Origin of the sequence: Pedobacter antarcticus, from assembly GCF_900103515.1 — a bacterium.
Classification (GTDB): Bacteria; Bacteroidota; Bacteroidia; order Sphingobacteriales; family Sphingobacteriaceae; genus Pedobacter; species Pedobacter antarcticus.
Genome location: NZ_FNGZ01000004.1, coordinates 138,065 through 157,608, shown reverse-complemented (window position 1 = coordinate 157,608; position 19,544 = coordinate 138,065). Strand labels below are relative to the sequence as shown.

Sequence of the window (19,544 nt, the reverse complement as noted above, 5' to 3'; positions counted from 1 at the left end):
GGGAATCTCTTTAAAAGATTCCCGTTTTGCTTTGCTTAGGGTTTATTTATTCAGACGTTTTTGTTCGTCATCTGACCCTGTACTTCTGTTTCTTGCAGATTTTACACTCATTTTTCCAAAACGGTAAGTGAAGCTTAATCTTACACTTGTAGTGGTACCATATTGTTCCAGGTAGTAGTCATTTCCAGGAAGTGTACTGCTGATTCTTGGTTTTTGTGTATGAAACACATCGCTCACACCTAGTTTGATATTTCCTGATTTGTCAGGGAAGTTATAACGGAGGCCTGCATCGGTATTAAACATGCTCTTTAGTTTTAATGCACCCTGAATTTGCGGTGTGCTATACATTATACCTGCATCTGCGCTGATTAGCTTGGTAATGGTAAAGTTGTTCTGCGCGTAAATATTAGCACTGAATTGTTTGGAGTCCAGATTGGAACCGCTTAATCCTGGCGCTTTAATTTCTTTGTAATAGCCTAATACGTTGTTATTCATATTCCACCACTCAGTTAATTTAACCGGGAAGTTCAGCGTTAAGGAAGCAACTTGTTCTGATGCGAGATTTAATACGGTCTGGAACATAGATTTCCTGACTTCATCCTGTAATAAAACTTGTGTGATGACATCTGTTGTTCTGCTGTAATTTAAAGCGACACTATATTTTTGTTTATATAAGTAAGAGGCTTCCAGGTTATTGGAGTATTCTGGTGTCAGATTAGGATTACCCTGGTTATAAGTATATTGATCCAGATAGAATACGAAAGGGTTCAGGTTTCTGTAATTCGGGCGGTTAATCTTTCTGGAGTAAGAGAAGTTCAATACGTTATCTGCATTGAAGTTTTGTGATAAACTTAAGGATGGGAACAGGTCTGTGTATTTGCGGTCAGTAACCAGATTCTGAGTAATTGAATTGCCGGTTGAATGTGTGTTCTCCAAACGTAAGCCTGCCTGAATTGATGATTTCCCGAAGGTTGCATTGAATGTGGTATAAGCAGCATTCACTTTCTCATCGTATTTAAACCGGTTACTTTTTCCAGCGTCAAATGCCCAGCCGTTTTCTGCGCGGTTCTCATAAACGTAGTCGTTATCGGTCTTCACATCGGACAGTTTAAATCCTGCATCGAGTTTATATTTTTTATTGATAGGTAAGGTATAGTCTGCTTTAAGTGCCTTGATATCAATATTTGATGGTGCGAAACTTCTGTAAATTTCACCGTTCTTATAAAAGCTTCCATTAGGGTTATAGAAGATATTGCTATTCGTCGCATCGTCATCGGAGATGTTTTTTGAATAGTCGGCATCTATAGTAATTTCCTGACCTGCAGTATCCAGCACTCCTTTATAGTTAATATTGTAAGAGTAATTTTTACGTGGATTTATATTGGTTGCAGTACTTCTGAGCAGAGAGTCGGTTTCGGTAAAAGATCTTCCGATGTTTACTTTACTGAACCCGTTGGAGTGATAGTTACTGATATTTCCTTTGAACAATGCACCGATCGTATGGTTCTTAGTTAGAAAGATGTCTGTACCGATCTTGAAGTTATTGGATTCGTAAACCGAGGTATCTTTATTTCTTTGACTGAAGTAAACCGGATTTGTGATACTAGCTGTTTTTCGGTCGATGGTAGTATATTGTTCTTCTTTATTGCGATAGTAACCATAAGATCCGAATAAGTTAAAGTTCTTTTTACGGAAGTTCAGGTCTAATGCGCCATTACCATTCAGATATTTGTTGAATCCGGTACCCGCATTCAGACTTCCGTTAAATCCTTCTGTCTTGCTCTTTTTGGTTTTGATATTAATAATACCACCGGTAGCATTAGCTTCATATCTCGCGCCGGGATTATTGATAATCTCTATACTTTCAATCTGACTGCTCTGCATTGACTTAAGCAGGTTAACCACATCTGCACCACTGAGGTAAGATTGTTTTCCGTCTATAGTAACCAGGACATTACTTTTTCCGGCTAACGCGATATTATCATTCTGATCTACGGTTACCCCAGGTGCCTTTTTAAGAATCTCCAGTCCGGTAAGTCCTGCGGATGATGGTGTCGCATCTATATTGAAAATTAATTTATCTGCCCTGCGTTCCAAAACCGGTTTAGTCGCTGTGACTGAAACTTCATTAAGTTGTTTGGAAAGTTCGGCGATTGTTATTGCAGGTACCTGATAGGCTGCTGTGGCTTTAAAATCGAAAGCCGGAGAGCTTACTTTGGAATAACCGACTGAGGTTGCAACGATATAGTATTTATTGGCTGCGGCATTAAAACTGTACTTACCGTCCATATCTGTCATTGCTGTAGTTACCAGGCTGGAGTCTTTTGCTGAATACAGTAAGACAGTAGCGGAAGGAATTGTTTGTGTATTATCTTTTACAATTCCGCTGATCTTAGCACTTTGCTGCGCGCTAAGTTTTAAAGGAATAATATAACAAATAAGAAGAACGGCAGGTAGAAATATTTTCATTTTAATAAGCGTTTATTGAAAAGCAGGAACTTTATATAATCTTTTATTCAATACCTATCTTGAATGTGAATTATCTGTGAATTTCTTGAGCTTTTCTGGTTCGTTTGTAATTAAGACGATGGCTTTTGAGAAAAGTTACATGCATCTTAAATTTTTAACATTAAACGCTATTATTTAACATCTTAGAAAGTAAACAGAAATGATTTAGTTGCCGAAATATAAGGGGCTGTGATGCTAAGAACGCTGATTTTCGTTAAAAAGCTGAATGATTTCTGCAGCTGCCTTATCCCATGAAAATTGGGTGAGGCGTGTTTTTCCTGCCTGAATGAGTGTGGATCTGAGCTGCGCATTTTCCTGAAGAGACTGCATCTTCTCCGTAATGTCGTTATCGTCTTTAGGGTTGAAGGTTAAGACTGCATCACCACCTACTTCAGGCAGGCAGGTATTATCTGCAACCATAACTGGAATTCCATATTGAAAAGCTTCCAGTACCGGAATTCCAAAGCCTTCATTTAACGATGGGAATACATAGAACAGGGCATAGGTATACATTCCAGCTAGTTCTTCTTCACTGAGATAGCCGGTTATAATAATATCCTGTGCATAATCTGAATTTTGGATTTCATGCTGAATTTGCAGGAATTCGGTATTGTCCTGCAGCCCCTGATCGGGACCGGCAAGTACCAGTTTTATTGAAGAGGGATTCTGTTTTTTTAAAGCTGCAAATGCGCGGATCAATGCGGGAATGTTTTTACGTTTAAATGGTGATCCGACATGCAGGATATATTGTTGGGGTAAGAGACTGAATTGTTGCAAGACTGCTGCTGAAGGGTGATTTACACGTGTTTTTGGACCTTCGTAAACGACTTTAAAATGCTCTTTCGGAATATTGGTATAATGTGCCAGCTGTTTTTGCGCATACGCTGTGGGTGTGATCACAAATGCAGATTTACGGGCAGCTGGTAAGGCGGTTAAATGGTAAAGCCTGAGCCAGAGTTTTCCATAGTGTTCTGGGTTTTCAAAGAAAAATGCATCGTGAAAAACGGGCACAGTCTGGTACCCCAGGTGGATAAGCGGTACAAAATTGTCTGTGCAAAGTACAAAGTCACAATGCTTCCTGGCAGCTTTGAGTGGCAGAACAACTTGTTTCCAGAGTTGGTAAAAAAAATGGTTACTGTATTTAGAGAGTTTTGATTCTCCGGGTCCGGCGCTGAGTTTGGTGTCCAGGAAATGTATAGTCAGATTTTCTCCTGAAAGTTTATACAGGGCTTTGCATAACTCTTCGAGGTAAGTTCTGGTTCCGGTTTTTGCAGTCTGGAGGTCGCGGATGTCGACACCAATAGTCAAGTGTTTCTTATGCATGTTCACCGGTTATTCTGTTTTTAATAATTTTAGCGGGAACGCCGGCTGCTATCGAGTTTTCGGGAATAGAACGGCTCACAATACTTCCGGCAGCAATGACGCATCCCTGGCCCAGGTTAACGCCGTCCAGAATAGTGACCCCGGCACCAAGCCAGCAATTATCACCGATAGTAACGCCTTTACGGGTTACACCCTGGGCTTTAATGGAAAGCAACGGGTCTGAATAATTATGGTTTTCAGAGAATATTTTAACATCGGGTCCGAAGATGACGTCCTTTCCTATAGTAATACCGCCCTGTCCTGCAAGATATGCCCTTGCATTGATACCGGTTCCACTGCCTATAGTAATGCCTTTACCTCTTTGGGCAATGACACCGGTACAGATTAGTATCGAATCGCGTGCAATGGAAACGTTATCACCGAACTGAATTCCTTCTTCTGATAAGGCATTGATAAAAACGTTGTCTTCGAGAATGAGATTCTTACCGCACTGAAGCTGATAGGCATGACTGATCTTTACGCGGCTTCCTATAAAAAGAAGTCCCGAGGATCGCTTAAGCCATATTTTCTGCCACATACCTCTGATAACCTGTATAGCTCTCCGGCCACTGATAATACTTAGATCCCGGGTGCTGTAAACACTTTCCCATTTGTAATCGGGGTCGTTCTTCAGTTTTCTTATAATTTTCTCAATTAGCATGTTGGATCTCCTTTGGTTTGGAGTATTGCATGACAATACTGATAAATAATCCCGAAAAGAACCAATTCATATAGGATATATAAGATGAAGACTCTACTTCTGAGGTTAACAGAGGAATAAAGATCGCAATTTTCAATAATAGAACCAGCATACAGACTTTTCTCTCTTTGCCTCTAAGTGCGGGTAACCATTTTAACCCGGTTCTGATAAAGCCTATATAAATAAAGAGATAGCATAGAAGTGCGAGAATTCCTGCTTGTACGCCAATGATAATAAACTGGTTTTCTCCGCCCGTGTTCTCTCCCAAAGATCCGGCAACACGTCCTGATGTGCCCAAACCAAGCCCAAAGGGGCTGCTGATCATCGCATCGATACCCTGGATCCACTCTACAACGTGCCCGACACTTGAAGGGTTACTAAAGTTAAGGGTATTAATAACGACCTCAACTATGCCATCTGCCTTGTCTTCAAAGCTGCTCAGGACCCAGATAAAGTACAAGGCGACTGCTGCAACACCCAGGTGAATGGTGTGCGTGATATATTTTTTGCGCGTAAGTAATGCGTAGATATAGATAACGAGAAAATAACTGGCAAAAGGGGCTCTGGAAATGGCAAACGTAATGCAGGCAAAGGTCGAAGCGAGGGCAAGTAACCCGGAAACATTTGGCATGAAGCGGTTATCATCTCTGGTATACAATGCGCCGATTGCACATAGTGCGAGTAAGGTTGCTGCCGCATTTTCCAATGGATTGGCAAAGAAACTTGCAAAGCGTTTAAATCCGCCTTCGGATTCAAATGTCCAGCTCAGCCCGTAATTTCCACTTGGTTCAAAGTTGAAGAAATAATAACTGTAGTCTGCATATCCGGTAAGGGTTTGCAGGTGCTGATTAAATAATACTTCCAGGCATATCGTAATTCCGGCAGCTATGGTTAGCAGTACAATGTAATTTAGATATTTATTAACGTAAATCTTTTTAGGGTCGAAAAACCTCCCTGCAAAGTATACAATTACAAAAAAGGATGTACTTTTCAACGCAACTAACCGGTTTACAAAACTTTGCTCCCCCAAAGGTAGAATTGCATAAAGAGATGTATAAAGTAAAAAGGCGAGGATCAGGTAATCTATGAGATGAAAGCGAGGTCTCTCCCGCAAGCTCATAATTCCTATGCCAAGGACAGTAAGTATAAGTAATTCTTTGAAGAACTGAAATGCAGGAATGATATCTTTTAGTCCGATCATAAAGGCCACGGACATAGCTGTGGTATAGATAGAAAGCCCGAAAATCAGAAATAGCAGGAATTCCTGGGTATTTCCCCTGATGATTTCTCTTACTGCAATTATAAAAGATAACAAGAACAACAGTGGGAAAACAATCATGAGTTTGGTTTAAGCGCAGTGCCGATTTTTGGCCAAATTACTTTTTCTGATTCGAATAATCCATCTTTCAGCCCATTAAATAAACTTAAAGCCTTTTTTTTACGTCCCCGGAGTAAAAAATAGGTTAACAACGCAGTATAGTATGGTGTGTAAACAAGAAACATAACGGGATAAAATAGGGGATTACCATATTTGCGCAAAAACCAGAGATGGTTCCTGCTCACATAATAATGAATTATCGGGTTGAGTGTTCCTTCTTTTTGCGCACTTACCTTTCCGGATGCTCCTGCCTCATGATACATACTCAGGTTTGGGAGATAGTGGAGCTCATATCCGGCAGCTCTGAGCCGGAATGATAATTCGACGTCTTCATAGTAAAGAAAGAATCTGGAATTAAACAGGCCGCACTCTTTAAGTACTGTATTCCTCAGTAAAATACAGCATCCGGTAAGCCATTCTGCAAGGATCATCTCTTTAGTGGTTGGCTTTTTTACTGCATAGACTTTTCCAGTTATCTGTTGAAAACGTCCTTCGGCATTCCATAGTTTTTCGGGTTCATGCATCCAGTAAATAGCAGGTTGTGCGGCTGCGGCCCGGGGATGTTGATCGAGATGGTTCATTAATCCCCTGATCATGCCGGGGCCTACTGTAGTATCGTTATTCATAACCAGGGAATAGGTATATCCATGGTCTAATGCATATTGTAATGCTGTATTATTACCACCTGCATATCCGAGATTGGTTTGATTATCTATAAAAATCAGATCGGGAAACCGGGTGCGGAGTTTGCCTAGTGAGCCGTCGGTAGAGCCGTTGTCTGCAATGATCAGATCGTAATCTGCTGCGTCGCAATTTTGTTGTACGGAAGTAATGCAACTGGCCGTATATTCAGGAGTATTCCAGTTCAGCAGGATCAGAGCAACGGGCTTAGGCATGTTTCAAAGTTCTGCAAAAACTACCGTATTGCCAAAAACGACATACTTTTGAACTCACGAGGAAATAAATATTTATTGTAAGTTTGCGCATATTCCAATCTCATGACCGATAAGTACGGTGCCTATTACAGGACTATAGGTATCTTCCTGGATTTAATTCTGCTCAACCTTTCAGGGGTTATCGGCTATTTTATTGTGCTTACTTTTCCGGAAAGTCTGGACCGTCCGCAAATTTCGTTTTTGCATATCATGCTGGCCAATGTAGTCTGGTTTAATATGGCGCAGGTTACGGGATTGTACCGTAATATGTTTATTAAGGATGCGATACCGACGATTAAAGAGGCTTTAGGTTCGCTCTTGTTATTTGGTTTAGTGTTGGTTCTGCTTATGGTCACAGTCACAGAACTGGATGTTTTCAGCAGGACAATATTACTTACATTCTTATTATTCGCAATACTGTTTCTCACCGGTAAAATTGGCTTCCTTTTATGGAGACGGGCATGGAGGGCACAGCTAATTGATTATAAGCCTGTAATTATTATTGGCGCCAATACACTAGGTCGGGAGTTAAAAAAACACATGGATGGGCAGATGATTCTCGGTTATAAAGTCGTGGGCTTTTTTGACGATAATTCTCCAATAGATTTAAAACAACCTTTATTGGGTAACCTGGATGAGGCAATCGTGTACGCAAAAAAGAATCGTATTAAGGAAGTTTTCTGCGTTCTGCCGGACAGCTGTCTGCCAAAAATTCATTCGTTGATGAGGGAAGCGGACCGGGAAATGATCCGGTTCAAAATGGTGCCCGACATTCAGGATTACTTTAAAAAGAATGTAACGGTACAGTGGTTTGGGCATCTGCCAATCTTGAGTGCCAGGACCGAGCCGCTGGAAATTAAGATTAACCAGGTTTTGAAGAGAGGTTTTGATCTGTTAATTTCTTCATTGGTTATTATCTTTATTTTAAGCTGGGTAATCCCATTGCTTGGTTTATTGATAAAACTTGGTTCTCCCGGGCCTGTCTTTTTCAGGCAGCTGCGATCGGGTAAAGATAACGAGCCTTTTTATTGTCTGAAATTCCGGAGCATGGTTGTCAACGCCGAAGCTGATTTAGTTCAGGCAACGAAAAAGGACGATCGAATTACGCGTCTGGGTGCGTTTATACGTAAAAACAGCATTGATGAATTACCTCAGTTTATAAATGTTTTTCTTGGCGAGATGTCAGTTGTAGGACCGAGGCCGCATATGCTGCAGCATACGGCCGAATACTCTGCACTGATTGACCAGTTTATGGTGAGACATCTCGTGTTGCCTGGAATTACAGGATGGGCTCAGGTGAAGGGTTTCCGGGGTCAGACTATCGCACAGGATTCAATGGAGGAGCGGGTGAAAGCCGATATCTGGTATCTGGAGAACTGGTCTTTACTGCTCGACATGAAAATTGTGTTTCTAACTGCATGGCATGTGATCATTGGTAATGAGAATGCCGCCTAAAGGTTTCTACAGTTATTCTGCCCGACGAATGACTTTGGTAATGATCTCATTGAGCTCGTTGGCAGAGATATCAAGATAATTTAACATTTCCTGGCTTTCGGGTTGAGTTTCAATGTCTTTTAGCAATGTAACCAGGCTCATGATTCTGGCAAGTGGTGCGCGTACTTGATGGCTCTGGATCCAGGCGATGTCTTGCAGTCGTTTATTGTGCGCTTCTATGCTTTTGATGTAGTGTTGTCTTTCTGTGATATCTGTGGCCAAAACAAGTCTTCCTTTGCGGCCATTGATTTCTATGGGATTACTCCTGATTTCTACCGAAAACTCAGTGTTGTCTTTTTTGCGATGTACAGTTTGAGTCAGATAGGGTGCTTTGGTTTTCCCAGCCTCCCTGACCTGTGCTTCAATTGATTCACGGTACTCCGGTGGCCGGATATCCAACATTGTCATCGTTAACAACTCGTCCCGGGTATAGCCATACATTTGAATAGTCGCTTCATTAACCTGCATAAAATGGAATGTTTTTACATCGAAAACGTACATTGGAATTGGATTGGACGCGAATAAATATCTGTAGTAATCTTCTGATTCTTTAAGCCGGTTATTTAATTCTGCAATTTCTAATGATTCATCTGCAAGCTGTCCTAAAAGCTCATTTTCATTGTTAATTATCCTTTCCAGACGCGAAATTACACGGCGTATAAGAACAATCGACACAAGATTTACAAAGAGCAGGTTCGCGCTGTAAAAAAACCAGGTGACCGGTTCATATTCGCTCGAAACGTAAGAGGAGAACCAATTCAAGCGTAAGTCCATGCCTAATACAAATAGAATTAACACATTCACCAGCAAAGTATAATATGCATAGCTTTTGTGGAATAGGATCGAAGAGAAAACAGAGGCGAGTACAACGTATAAAATTCCGGGTCCTTGTGTCCCGTTCTGCAAAAGCAGATTAATAGAAAACAGGTAGATCATCCCTATAGAAAAGACTTTCTTACTGTTAATGCCGGGTCGTTTATTTAATAAAAAAGAGAATAGAAAAAGCAGAAATAATGCACCAAAAAGCGCGTTGTAAAGGTCAGACCTGCCAAGGCTGTAAATGATTCTCGGCACAATGGCAAGCAGACAAAAAGGGATAGAAAATGCAACAACGTAAACAAAAGACAATCCTGACCACCCGGAGTATTCTCCATTTTCGACGGCCGGTATTCGATGTCGGATAAATTTCAAATACTGCAGCCACCAAATTCTTGGAATTTGTGATATAGGTTGTTTCATGGCGAATCTGGTAAATCTGCTGGGATTGTCATTTTAAAACAACTTAATGTTGTATTTGTTCGTTTTTCAAGTTAACTATTTTTAATCCAGAGGATTAGTGGGTTTCCCGGACGGTGGTTTATTTTTTTATAACTGCCGGGAATATAATGTTCATCGGCATGGTAGGTAGCCAATCGTGTACCCGGTTTCCGGTCTTCCAGTACATCCTGAAAGGTCTGGAGATACTCGGTGTAAATCTCTGCCGATGTTGGAATAAGGTTATCTATAGGGATATGGTAATCGAGATTCTCCATGAAGGAGTTATAAAAATAGAAGTGGTCGAATTCTTCCATTCTAAGGTTGTTAAAATTCCCCTGAATAAAGTTTACGTTACCGGTGTTTGTTGCTTTTTGGGCAATTAATGCCTCGTCTGTTAGAGACTTCCTTTGTTCTATACCATGGAAAACGAAATCATTGTTGAAATGTGCAGCAATAATGCAAAACTTACCAACACCGCTGCCAATATCCAGAATATGCTTACCGCCGTCAGCACATAAAAATGCGCCTGCTTTTTTAGCAATTTCCATTGGAGTCCAGTGAATGGCCGATAATTGCCTTGCCCTCAAGGAATATAAGCTGTCAAAAGCTTCATCTCCGGAAAATATATCTTTATTCATAATTGCTGCTTTTGGCCAGGAATTCATCTTTTCAGAAGCCAAAGATCGCGTAATCAAAAAAAATGGAGTAACTTTTGCATATTTATTTTACTTAATTATCATTCTATGGCGTTAAAAAAACCTTCCCTGGTAATACTTGCTGCTGGTATGGCAAGCAGATACGGTGGAAACAAACAAACTGAATCTTTCGGCCCTTCGGGTGAAACGATTATGGAGTACTCCATCTATGATGCAATTAAAGCAGGATTTGGAAAAGTAATATTTATTATCCGCGAGGAATTTGCTGAGGCATTTAAGGGTGTAATCGAGCCGAAATTGAAAGGCAGAATAGAGACTGAGTATGTTTATCAGTCTTTGGAAAAATATAGCGGTGGCAGAGCAATTCCTGCAGAACGTGTTAAGCCTTTTGGAACTTCGCATGCACTATTGTGCTGCAAAGAAATTCTGGATGCGCCTTTTGCTGTGATTAATGCTGACGATTTTTATGGATTTGATGCTTTTGAGAAAGCCGCAGATTTTTTAAATACCGCGGTTAGCAACGGTGTATATGCTTGTCTTGGCTACGAGCTGAAAAATACGCTGAGCGATAATGGATCGGTAACAAGGGGAGAAATTCATGTCAATGCTGCGGGTGAAATGACCGGTATCACTGAAAGAAGAGAGATTTACAAGAAGGAGGGTAAAGCATTTACTAAAACTCCGGAGGGAGATGTTGAACTGCCCCTTGACACCAAAGTAAGTATGAACTTTTTCTGTTTTACACCAGATTTTGTGAACTGGTCGGCTTTAGAATATGAGAAGTTCCTGGACAAGAATTTGAATGAACTCAAAGCAGAATTCTTGATTCCGGAAGTTTCTGATGAATTGATAAAATCCGGAAACGGAGTTGTTAAGATGATTCCTACCCAGGCGATCTGGTTTGGAGTTACTTTTAAAGAAGATGCGCCTGTTGTGAAAGCAGCTTTGCAGGAACTAACGGATAAAGGGCTTTATCCGCAAAATCTGTGGATATAAAAAAATGACTGGTCTAAAAAAGTATTGGTGGAGATTTAAAGCATTAATAGAAAGTGCTGTACTGCTTCATCCGGATCATAAGGAAGCGGATCATGTGTTCTGGCGAAAGAGGTTATTCACAAACACAATCACCTATGGTTTGATATTCAGTATCATTGTGATGGTTTCGTCGATGACATACAGCTTTTTTGCCGGGAGTTATTTTGTGCAGTATTTCAATATTATTTTTGTTGTTACTTTAATTCCAATAATTTTTAATAAAAAAATTATGATTCAGACCAGAAAAGTGATAGCGCTTTTTTTGCTTTATGTGCTCGCCATCGTGTACATCGCATTTCTTGGGTCTGAAGGTCCTGGTGCGCTTTACTTGATTGTACTGACTATATTTTCAACAATGATTTTCCCCCGCCCGGCAGCTTACTGGCTGGTGGGGGTTAATGCATTGATTTGTGCTGGATTTGGGTTGGTAATCTACTATAAGATTTTCGACAGTCCATTGCTGTACAGTTATGATCTGCCATTATGGGTCTCTTATTCGGGTAATTTGATTTTCGTTAGCTTATTGAGTGTAATGTTAGTGAGCAAGGTACTGAAGGGGCTGGAGCAAACTATCCAGAAGGAAGCTACACTGGCAGTTAAATTAAATGCTTCAGAAAAGTATTATAGAAATACTTTTGAGGCTAATCCGGTTCCGATGTACGTATTTGACATGGAAACCAGCAGATTCTTGCACGTAAATAACGCGGCATGTGAAAAATATGGTTATTCTAGAGAGGAATTTCTCAGCATGAAAATTACTGATATACGACCGGAATCTGAGCATAGTAAATTAATGGATTTAACCAGCATGATCCGTAACAGGGATTATTCAGGTATACTAATCCATAGAAAAAAGAACAGTGAAGTCTTTCCGGTTGAAATTGAAACAAACCTGATTCATTTTGAAGATAAGGAAGCAAGGCTTGTACTTGCAACAGATGTTTCTGAACGTATTAATTATATCAAAGAAATTGAACGGCAAAATCAGGATTTGCGGGAAATTGCCTGGATCCAGAGTCATTTAGTGAGAGCACCGCTCGCCAATATTATGAGTCTGACCGAATTTTTGATTAAATATCCAGGAGAGGATACTAAAGAAACTTTAACTTTTCTGAATGATTCATCTCAGAAACTGAATATGGCCATCAAATCTATCATCGGCCAGGCAGATGGTTCAGGACTCAGCTAATAAATCCTGATTAATAAGGTCATTGCAAAATGTAATACTAAATGTCGTACCCTGGTTAACTTTGCTGCTTACTTCTATATTTCCGCCTAGTGAGGTAAGCTGAGCTTTAGTAATAAATAAACCAACCCCATTTCCATTGACATGTTTATGGAAACGCTTGTGCAAACCAAAAAGTTCATCCTGGTTTGTGTCAAGGTCAATTCCCAGACCATTATCTGAAAACTTCAGTACACGTTCTCCATTCTGGTCGGTCGTGAGACTAACTCCAATCTCCAGTGTCCGGGACTGATCCCTGTACTTGATAGCATTTGACAAAAGATTAGTCAATATGCTTTCGAGGTAACTTTTATTAAACAGTACATGTTTATTAGTGAAATTTAAATGAAGAATAATTGGCAGATTTTCAATCTGTTCGGTAAATGACGAACAAACTTTATCCATAATTTTAGAGACATTTATCCTGGATATTTTAACTCTTTGATCATTCTTCCGGTTGAGAATATAAGTGAGGTCTGTAATAGTCTCGTTGAGTCTCTCTGTCGAGGTTTTGAACAGATCAATTATTTCTTTATTATGTTGGTTAAGATGGTCTATATCCAAAATGTCAATCAGGCCGGAGAGGTTAGATAGGGGAGTTCTTAGGTTATGGGAAACAATATAAACAAACTGATTAAGGTCAAGGTTTCTCTTAGTCAGGTTTTGAATAAGTAACGCCTGCTCTTTTTCCTCATGGATTTTTTTGTCAATTTCGCTAAAATGCGAGACCAACGCACCTACCTGCTCGTCTTCCAGTAAATTGGTTACCCGGCCTTCGACCCAATGATAGCTTCCACGATTATCTAAAACCCTGATTCTGTATTCAATTGTTCTGCCAGATACCGCTAAAACCTGACGCATTTGCTCTTCGGCAAGCTGGATGTCTTCAGGGTGAACAATATTCATAATCTTAAGTTGTCGATATTCTGCCTTGCTAAAACCGAATAGAGCAGTGATTTCCTGAGTAGAATGAGTAATCTGACCATTTTTATCTATTAGAAAGACTTTTTCACGGCATTTTTCCATGAGAGTCAGGTATTCATTATTCATTTCAATATCTTCCTCACCGAGAGAGCTGTCGGCTGAAGGATGATCCCTAAAGTTTTGTGTCATAACGTTTTAAAACTCTAATTTATCGAATGTAACTGATAATTTCCTTGTTTTATGAACAATGATTGCAAAAATAATAGTCTTGCAGACCCTACATTCGTTCTGTTGAACAAAATGAACAGTGCTTTGTTTTGGAACTGGTTTAAATTTGTAGAAAAAACAATAACTTGCTATGTGTTGACCGTTTTATACAAAAATGCCCATGATAAATCAGTCTCCAACTCCTGATCAAGCAAATACCCCGGCTATTCTTCATTTACTTGGGATTATAGATGCAGAACCAGAGGACGAATTCGACAATATCGTTCGGCTCGCTTGTCTGCTTACAGCAGCTCCGGCGGCAACGCTAACTTTTATAAATCAGGATAGAAATTTATGTAAATCAGCCGCAGGAATTGACATAGCTGATCTGGAAAGAGCTGATCAACAACTTAAATCCTATTCTTCAGTTTACAGGGAACCTATAAAATTTAATGAAAATTTGTTACTAGGTCATTTAACAGTCGCCTTTACTCAACCTACGGATTTAACAACCGGTCAGATGGAAGGACTGAAACTGCTTTCTAAACAATTAGGTTACCTACTGCAAATGCGTCTTCCGGTAGCTAATAGAAGCGTTAGGGACTTTTATGAAAGTATCTTAAATAATATTCCTACAGATATCGTCGTATTTGACACGGAACACCGGTATCTATTTGCCAATCCTGGTGCTATTAAAGATGAGGAACTCAGGAAGTTTATAATTGGAAAAGACGATTTCGAATACGCGGTTTACAGAAAGCGGGACCCTGCTATAGCTATAGAACGCCGGGCTCAATTTCAACAAGTTAAGGATACAGGGAATACGATTAGCTGGGAGGAAAATCAAAAAACTGCCGACGGTAACATAGTGACGCATCTAAGAAGAATGTTTCCTGTAAATGACGATCAGGGAAAACTTGTAATGGTTATAGGATTTGGAATAGATATCACGGAGAGAAAAGAACTGGAGAACAAGCAGCGTAAGATTATGGAGCAGCTCGCCGTCCAGCACAAGCAATCTATTGATTTTTGTAATGTTGTTTCCCATAACCTGAGAGGGCCCCTCATTAATCTGGGGATGTTAACGGAGTTTATTCGTGAATCGGTAGATCCGGGTGAGCAGCAACTGCTGATCTCGAAAATGGAACCCGTCATCGATAATTTGAAAAGCACTTTTAATGAATTGGTGGAGTCCATTCAGGTTCGGCAGGAAACGGATCTGAAGATGGATGAGCTGAATTTGAACGCTTGTCTTAGTGAAACTGTAAGAAACTTGTTTTTCGAACTTAAAAAAGTTGATGGAAATATTCATGCAGATTTCTCGGATGCCCCGATTCTATACTGTCCGCAAAAGTATCTTTCCAGTATTTTTCATAATCTGATCAGTAACGCCATCCACTATCATTCTCCCGAAAGGCCTTTGTCAATAAAACTTTTGACACAGGCTAAAAAGAATAAAATAGTTTTAACGGTTCAGGACAACGGGCAAGGGATAGACCTGTTGAAGCACAAGCATAATATCTTTAAAATTGGAAAAGTGTTTCACCGCCGGCCTGGCGCAAAAGGGTTGGGTTTGTTTATGACCAAAACACAGGTGGAAGCAATTGGGGGAACTATTTGGGTAGATAGCGAGCCTGACCAGGGTGCCAGATTCTCCATTGAGTTTGTTAATCAATCTTCCGAAGCCTTGTAATCGAAAATCGTCAATGTACAGGTAGCCTCTAAATTCTTATTGAGCTAAATGATATGTATCTTAATGCTCTAATTGATAATTAATACGAATATGAAGAAGTTCATGCTGATCGATGATGATGAGATTTTTGTTTTTCTGACAAAAAAGACCATTTTGAAAGTGTCAGCAGATGTTGAAGTCCAGGTCTTTGCTGACGGGCAACAAGCGATTTCTCATTTACAAGATATTGCTGGTAATAGTGAATTATTGCCTGACGTTATATTTTTGGATTTGAATATGCCGGTTATGGATGGCTGGGAATTTCTGGACGAATACCAAAAGCTAGACGGGTTTCCTCTTAACGGGGTACCACTCTACATTGTATCTTCTTCCATTTCTCCATATGAAATGGATCGTTCGGCAGGTATTCCGGTTGTCACCGAATTTATAATTAAACCTCTTGTGAAGGAAAAATTTCTTGAAATACTGGAGAATTTATAGGTTTTCATTTTGATCGACTGATACCTCAGTAATAAGGCTGCTCAGTCTTCTCAACCTGCGTTAATTTAATGAACATAATGAATAATACTTTGACCTGTAGTATTGCTTAGTTTAGTGGCAAACGCAAGATTGTCTCGCACTAAATAACGTAATTTATGATCAAAGTTGGCCTTATCGATTTAAATCTGCAATGCAGATCCAGGATAAAAAGCTTACTGGAACTTCAACATAACCAGCATTTCCGGGTTACACTGGACGTTGGAACGACAGATGAGCTCAAAACTGTAAAGCCGGCGCTAGGACCGGATGTAATCCTACTTGATATATCCTGTGGGGGCGCTGCAGTGATTCCTTATATCTATGCGCGTTTTCCTCAAACTCATATTATTGTTTATAGCGATATTAAAGATCAGGAAAGTGTGCTGGAATGCGTAAGGGTGGGGGCTATGGGTTACCTCCTTAAAGAAACCAGCATCGCTGATGTTGCCGCATCCATAGTTGTTACCTATGAAGGAGGCTCGGTGTTCAGTCCATCTGTATCACGGTTAGTGGTGAAACAAATACAACAGAGTCTGGATTATCAGGCAAATTTAAGCCGTAGGGAAAGGCAAATTGTCGATGGATTAAGAAATGGACTGAGCTACAAGCTAATTGGTTATAAATATGGTATTTCTCTTGATACCGTTCGTCAGTATATCAAAAGAACTTATAAGAAACTTAACATAAACAGCAAGGGCGAGCTCCTCGCACACTACCGTTCCTGACGGGTAGGCATTTTAGTTTGCTGTAAATGTTGGTTTTGCGTTGACGGTTCTTTGATGATGAAAGGTTTCGCTAAAACAAAAATCCTTCTGTTTATTTTGCTTTTTAGCGGGTTGCACGGCTCCGCACAAGTGAAATATGCTTTTTCGAGAGATACAATCAGTATACAGAGTGATCAAACCTTCACGAATTTTTTAAATGTTCATAATGAGAGTGGTCAGCGGACAGTACTTTATTACGACCGGCCGAATTCTAATTTGCCAAAGGCTCTTATTGGCTTACCGGACAGTCTGGTGCTACAGGCTGGTGAAGCCAAAAAATACCCGCTGAAATTTCTGGCCAACCGGCAGACAATCCGACAAAATCTGCAATCTTTCATCATAAGTCTACGCAGTGCGGCTCCATCTGATAAATCTTTAATGCAATCCGATGCTAGTTTTTACACGCAGCTTACGGACGCAGAGGGCTTAAGCTTAGGGCTCGAACAGGATGAGGTTTACCTTAGTCAGCTAAATGACCGTGCGCAGGTTATGGTGCGACTAGTCAATCACGGATATGTTCCGCTTACTTTTACTTTGAATCTTAGTGGTGTTCCTGATGGCTTGGAGTTCACAGGACAGACTATGCGTATGACTCTTGAACCTGGCGAACAACAGATCTTGCCTTTTGAGGCTGCCTACCGAACTAACTTTAAACGCTCAGAGGATTTTATTGTGACTATTAAAGCAATAGATGATCTTGGAAATCAATTAGCTGTTAAGATGCTAAAAGTATTCAGTATCACGAGCTCCAGAAACCTGGGGCAGTTCAGTACGCTATTATCTAATCCTCCTAATTCGGTGTCACTTCTATATGGTAACCTTAATGGTAGTTCTGATTATTTTCAGTTCCGTACAAATGGTAAAACTGTGGTTAATGGTAGTTCCACCCTGGAATACAGATTGAACATGGATCGTTATAGCCAGCAGGATAGTAAAACGGTAAATGTTTATGATTCTTATTTGGATTATCAGACTAAAACCTGGGGCATAAAAGCAGGCTCTATTTACGAAAGCTCTGATTTTCAGTTGTATGGACGGGGTCTGAAAGTCAATATGCGTGTAGCACAAAGCGGTGTTCTATCGGCAATGGCATTGGAAAACAATTATCTTCTTTTTAACGGCAATAATTTCAACAGGCAGGGGGCACGGATTCTAGGTGCAGATTATCAGGAGAACAGTCCGGGCAATAATTTGCGAAAGGCTTCATATATCTATAGCAACGATCGTTATACCGGTTTAAACGCTCATCAGATCGGATTTCGGTCTGACTTTATCTTATCTGGACAAGAGAGATTAGCCTTACAGGCTGCTTATACGGTTGAACATAATTTTATAAAAAATACTAAAGCCCAGCAGGGTGCTTCCGGAGGATTTAATTACCGGCGTCAAACTGATAATATTAATATCTCTTTTAATAGTTTTTACAGTACACCATATTTTACGGGTTTACAGCGTGGTTTGTTTTTTAGTGATCTGCGAGCAGACTGGAAGTTAGACCAGGAGGGTAACAAAAGCTTATATGTTTTTGGTAACGCAATGATTAACCGGCCTAAATTTCAACCGCAAGAAGGAATACTAATGTTTAGGGATTTTAAAAATGCAATTTATAACTACGGACTGGGCTATCAAATCCGCAAAGGGTCCGTTTATACGAATTTTAGTCCTTACCTGATGAGGCAAAGTTTGCAGACTAGTGGATATGAATATAAAAATCCGGAAAATACAGACTGGGATGCTTCTTCTATCCGTATGAAATTGTTAACGGGCTATACAGGCGGATTATATAATGTTAGTGTAAATGCCGATTATGGTTACACTTATCTCAATACGTCGGGAAATCCGGTGGCACCTTTTCATTCATTGAAAATCAACGCATCTTACTCAATGCCCCTGCTTGGGTTTACAGGTACCATGCAGATTAACCCTTATTATCTGACAGATGTACTTAATATTGGTAACCAAACGAAATACAGAATGTATAATTTCGGACCGAATGTTCGCATTTATGCCTGGGAGCGGAAATTAGAATTCGCCCTCTCTGCATTATATAATTATTATGGGTACACACACAATAATAATTACACAACTAACGCTTTTGCAAAGTATGAGCTTAAAAACAACTGGATAATCACAGCCGAGATGCAATATGCTGTAAACAGGCAGCGGATTTTTAGACAGGAATATGCGTCGGCTGGAGGAGAGCGGTTAGACTTGGAAAATCCTGTGGAAAACTATGTGAATAACTTTAATGTTGACTACCGGCAGTTGAGATTTGGAGTACAGAAAAAATTTGGAAGATCTATTAACACTGCTTTAAGAAAGCTAAAATTAAATTATTTTGAGGATCATAATGGAAATGGAATCAGAGAGAATGACGAACCTTATGTTTCTGGATTAATCGTGAAAATTAATGGAGAAAGTGCACAGACGGACAGAAAGGGGCATGTTGAGTTCGGGGTTGAGGAAAAAATACGTTACGTAATTAGCGTAAATAATACTAAAGGATGGAGTTTGCAGGAGCCAACAATCGTATTTACTGATAAAAATAAGAGCTTGCAGATACCTCTTGTAAAAACACAGGCTTTGCAAGGTAACTTAGTAGTGAAGAAAAATAAATATGTGGATAACTTTCCTGTGCTTGCTGGAATAAAGGTGAGTGCAACTGATCCATTCGGGCGTGTTCATCAAACCTATACGGACGACCGGGGTAATTTTATATTCTACCTACCTAGAAATAAATATATGGTCTCTATTGAAACGAAGGGTCTACCTTTTTCTATTGAAAACGCGGCTGAAGAGGTTACGTTAAAAGGATCACCATTGGATATACTCACTTTCATTTATACTGATGAACGCCGAAAGATAGGTGTGACGCGTTTTTAGTCAG

At 40.0% G+C, this 19,544-nt stretch carries 15 protein-coding genes; 7 read left to right on the top strand and 8 right to left on the bottom strand.

Features of this window, described 5'->3' with window-relative positions; all coding sequences use genetic code 11:
• Positions 1 to 42: 42 nt before the first annotated feature.
• The 5 genes from BLR53_RS10590 to BLR53_RS10570 all read right to left on the bottom strand — a co-directional run bounded on the left by BLR53_RS10590 (position 43) and on the right by BLR53_RS10570 (position 6,844).
• Positions 43 to 2,469 carry a TonB-dependent receptor domain-containing protein gene (locus BLR53_RS10590; protein ID WP_051759927.1) on the bottom strand — a complete coding sequence of 809 codons (2,427 nt, stop codon included), beginning with the start codon at positions 2,467 to 2,469 and terminating at the stop codon, positions 43 to 45.
• Between the two features lie 234 nt (positions 2,470 to 2,703).
• The gene (locus BLR53_RS10585) at positions 2,704 to 3,831 is read right to left on the bottom strand and encodes a glycosyltransferase family 4 protein (RefSeq protein WP_074589442.1); all 1,128 of its coding nucleotides are present in this window, start codon (positions 3,829 to 3,831) and stop codon (positions 2,704 to 2,706) included.
• Entirely contained in the window at positions 3,824 to 4,531 is a 708-nt protein-coding gene (locus tag BLR53_RS10580; RefSeq protein WP_074589440.1) for an acyltransferase, read from the bottom strand. The genes BLR53_RS10585 and BLR53_RS10580 overlap by 8 nt, the downstream gene beginning before the upstream one ends.
• Positions 4,521 to 5,909, bottom strand: coding sequence for a hypothetical protein (locus BLR53_RS10575; RefSeq protein WP_074589438.1), 1,389 nt, complete (start codon positions 5,907 to 5,909; stop codon positions 4,521 to 4,523). Before BLR53_RS10575 ends, BLR53_RS10580 begins: the two co-directional genes overlap by 11 nt.
• Positions 5,906 to 6,844, bottom strand: coding sequence for a glycosyltransferase family 2 protein (locus BLR53_RS10570; RefSeq protein ID WP_074589436.1), 939 nt, complete (start codon positions 6,842 to 6,844; stop codon positions 5,906 to 5,908). Before BLR53_RS10570 ends, BLR53_RS10575 begins: the two co-directional genes overlap by 4 nt.
• A 102-nt stretch (positions 6,845 to 6,946) precedes the next feature.
• Between BLR53_RS10570 and BLR53_RS10565 the strand changes: the two genes are divergently transcribed.
• Positions 6,947 to 8,338 (top strand): undecaprenyl-phosphate glucose phosphotransferase, encoded by a 1,392-nt coding sequence (locus BLR53_RS10565; protein ID WP_074589434.1) that lies wholly within the window; start codon positions 6,947 to 6,949, stop codon positions 8,336 to 8,338.
• Between the two features lie 12 nt (positions 8,339 to 8,350).
• On the opposite strand, the gene BLR53_RS10560 is transcribed toward BLR53_RS10565, so the two are convergent.
• Together BLR53_RS10560 and BLR53_RS10555 are read right to left on the bottom strand one after the other, a co-directional pair.
• Positions 8,351 to 9,616: a PAS domain S-box protein gene (locus BLR53_RS10560; RefSeq protein WP_074589431.1), complete on the bottom strand. Its 1,266-nt coding sequence runs from the start codon at positions 9,614 to 9,616 to the stop codon at positions 8,351 to 8,353.
• Positions 9,617 to 9,687: 71 nt separating this feature from the next.
• On the bottom strand, positions 9,688 to 10,272 hold the full coding sequence (locus tag BLR53_RS10555; protein ID WP_157282913.1) for a methyltransferase domain-containing protein: 585 nt from the start codon (positions 10,270 to 10,272) through the stop codon (positions 9,688 to 9,690).
• A gap of 105 nt (positions 10,273 to 10,377) precedes the next feature.
• Here BLR53_RS10555 and BLR53_RS10550 point away from each other — a divergent pair, with 105 nt between their 5' ends.
• Together BLR53_RS10550 and BLR53_RS10545 are read left to right on the top strand one after the other, a co-directional pair.
• Positions 10,378 to 11,286 (top strand): nucleotidyltransferase family protein, encoded by a 909-nt coding sequence (locus BLR53_RS10550; protein ID WP_074589428.1) that lies wholly within the window; start codon positions 10,378 to 10,380, stop codon positions 11,284 to 11,286.
• 4 nt (positions 11,287 to 11,290) lie between these two features.
• The gene (locus tag BLR53_RS10545) at positions 11,291 to 12,514 is read left to right on the top strand and encodes a PAS domain S-box protein (protein ID WP_051760140.1); all 1,224 of its coding nucleotides are present in this window, start codon (positions 11,291 to 11,293) and stop codon (positions 12,512 to 12,514) included.
• Here the strand turns inward: BLR53_RS10545 and BLR53_RS10540 are convergent.
• The gene (locus BLR53_RS10540) at positions 12,500 to 13,663 is read right to left on the bottom strand and encodes a sensor histidine kinase (RefSeq protein ID WP_051760144.1); all 1,164 of its coding nucleotides are present in this window, start codon (positions 13,661 to 13,663) and stop codon (positions 12,500 to 12,502) included. The two genes, BLR53_RS10545 and BLR53_RS10540, sit on opposite strands and share 15 nt — an antisense overlap.
• A gap of 199 nt (positions 13,664 to 13,862) precedes the next feature.
• On the opposite strand from BLR53_RS10540, the gene BLR53_RS10535 reads away from it, so the two are divergent.
• From BLR53_RS10535 to BLR53_RS10520, 4 genes are all read left to right on the top strand, one after another.
• The gene (locus tag BLR53_RS10535; protein ID WP_074589426.1) at positions 13,863 to 15,374 is read left to right on the top strand and encodes a sensor histidine kinase; all 1,512 of its coding nucleotides are present in this window, start codon (positions 13,863 to 13,865) and stop codon (positions 15,372 to 15,374) included.
• Between the two features lie 90 nt (positions 15,375 to 15,464).
• Positions 15,465 to 15,854 carry a response regulator gene (locus BLR53_RS10530; RefSeq protein WP_074589424.1) on the top strand — a complete coding sequence of 130 codons (390 nt, stop codon included), beginning with the start codon at positions 15,465 to 15,467 and terminating at the stop codon, positions 15,852 to 15,854.
• Between the two features lie 155 nt (positions 15,855 to 16,009).
• Positions 16,010 to 16,618, top strand: coding sequence for a LuxR C-terminal-related transcriptional regulator (locus BLR53_RS10525; protein WP_051759715.1), 609 nt, complete (start codon positions 16,010 to 16,012; stop codon positions 16,616 to 16,618).
• A gap of 54 nt (positions 16,619 to 16,672) precedes the next feature.
• Positions 16,673 to 19,540 (top strand): hypothetical protein, encoded by a 2,868-nt coding sequence (locus BLR53_RS10520; RefSeq protein WP_074589422.1) that lies wholly within the window; start codon positions 16,673 to 16,675, stop codon positions 19,538 to 19,540.
• The last annotated feature ends 4 nt before the right edge of the window (positions 19,541 to 19,544 follow it).

What these genes read in the sequence shown, in the direction of transcription:
- BLR53_RS10565 (WP_074589434.1), top strand. Translation starts at nt 6,947, where the DNA reads ATGACCGATAAGTACGGTGCCTATTACAGGACTATAGGTATCTTCCTG.
- BLR53_RS10540 (WP_051760144.1), bottom strand. Translation starts at nt 13,663, where the DNA reads ATGACACAAAACTTTAGGGATCATCCTTCAGCCGACAGCTCTCTCGGT.
- BLR53_RS10590 (WP_051759927.1), bottom strand. Translation starts at nt 2,469, where the DNA reads ATGAAAATATTTCTACCTGCCGTTCTTCTTATTTGTTATATTATTCCT.
- BLR53_RS10520 (WP_074589422.1), top strand. Translation starts at nt 16,673, where the DNA reads ATGATGAAAGGTTTCGCTAAAACAAAAATCCTTCTGTTTATTTTGCTT.
- BLR53_RS10575 (WP_074589438.1), bottom strand. Translation starts at nt 5,909, where the DNA reads ATGATTGTTTTCCCACTGTTGTTCTTGTTATCTTTTATAATTGCAGTA.
- BLR53_RS10550 (WP_074589428.1), top strand. Translation starts at nt 10,378, where the DNA reads ATGGCGTTAAAAAAACCTTCCCTGGTAATACTTGCTGCTGGTATGGCA.
- BLR53_RS10570 (WP_074589436.1), bottom strand. Translation starts at nt 6,844, where the DNA reads ATGCCTAAGCCCGTTGCTCTGATCCTGCTGAACTGGAATACTCCTGAA.
- BLR53_RS10555 (WP_157282913.1), bottom strand. Translation starts at nt 10,272, where the DNA reads ATGAATAAAGATATATTTTCCGGAGATGAAGCTTTTGACAGCTTATAT.
- BLR53_RS10585 (WP_074589442.1), bottom strand. Translation starts at nt 3,831, where the DNA reads ATGCATAAGAAACACTTGACTATTGGTGTCGACATCCGCGACCTCCAG.
- BLR53_RS10560 (WP_074589431.1), bottom strand. Translation starts at nt 9,616, where the DNA reads ATGAAACAACCTATATCACAAATTCCAAGAATTTGGTGGCTGCAGTAT.
- BLR53_RS10535 (WP_074589426.1), top strand. Translation starts at nt 13,863, where the DNA reads ATGATAAATCAGTCTCCAACTCCTGATCAAGCAAATACCCCGGCTATT.
- BLR53_RS10530 (WP_074589424.1), top strand. Translation starts at nt 15,465, where the DNA reads ATGAAGAAGTTCATGCTGATCGATGATGATGAGATTTTTGTTTTTCTG.
- BLR53_RS10545 (WP_051760140.1), top strand. Translation starts at nt 11,291, where the DNA reads ATGACTGGTCTAAAAAAGTATTGGTGGAGATTTAAAGCATTAATAGAA.
- BLR53_RS10525 (WP_051759715.1), top strand. Translation starts at nt 16,010, where the DNA reads ATGATCAAAGTTGGCCTTATCGATTTAAATCTGCAATGCAGATCCAGG.
- BLR53_RS10580 (WP_074589440.1), bottom strand. Translation starts at nt 4,531, where the DNA reads ATGCTAATTGAGAAAATTATAAGAAAACTGAAGAACGACCCCGATTAC.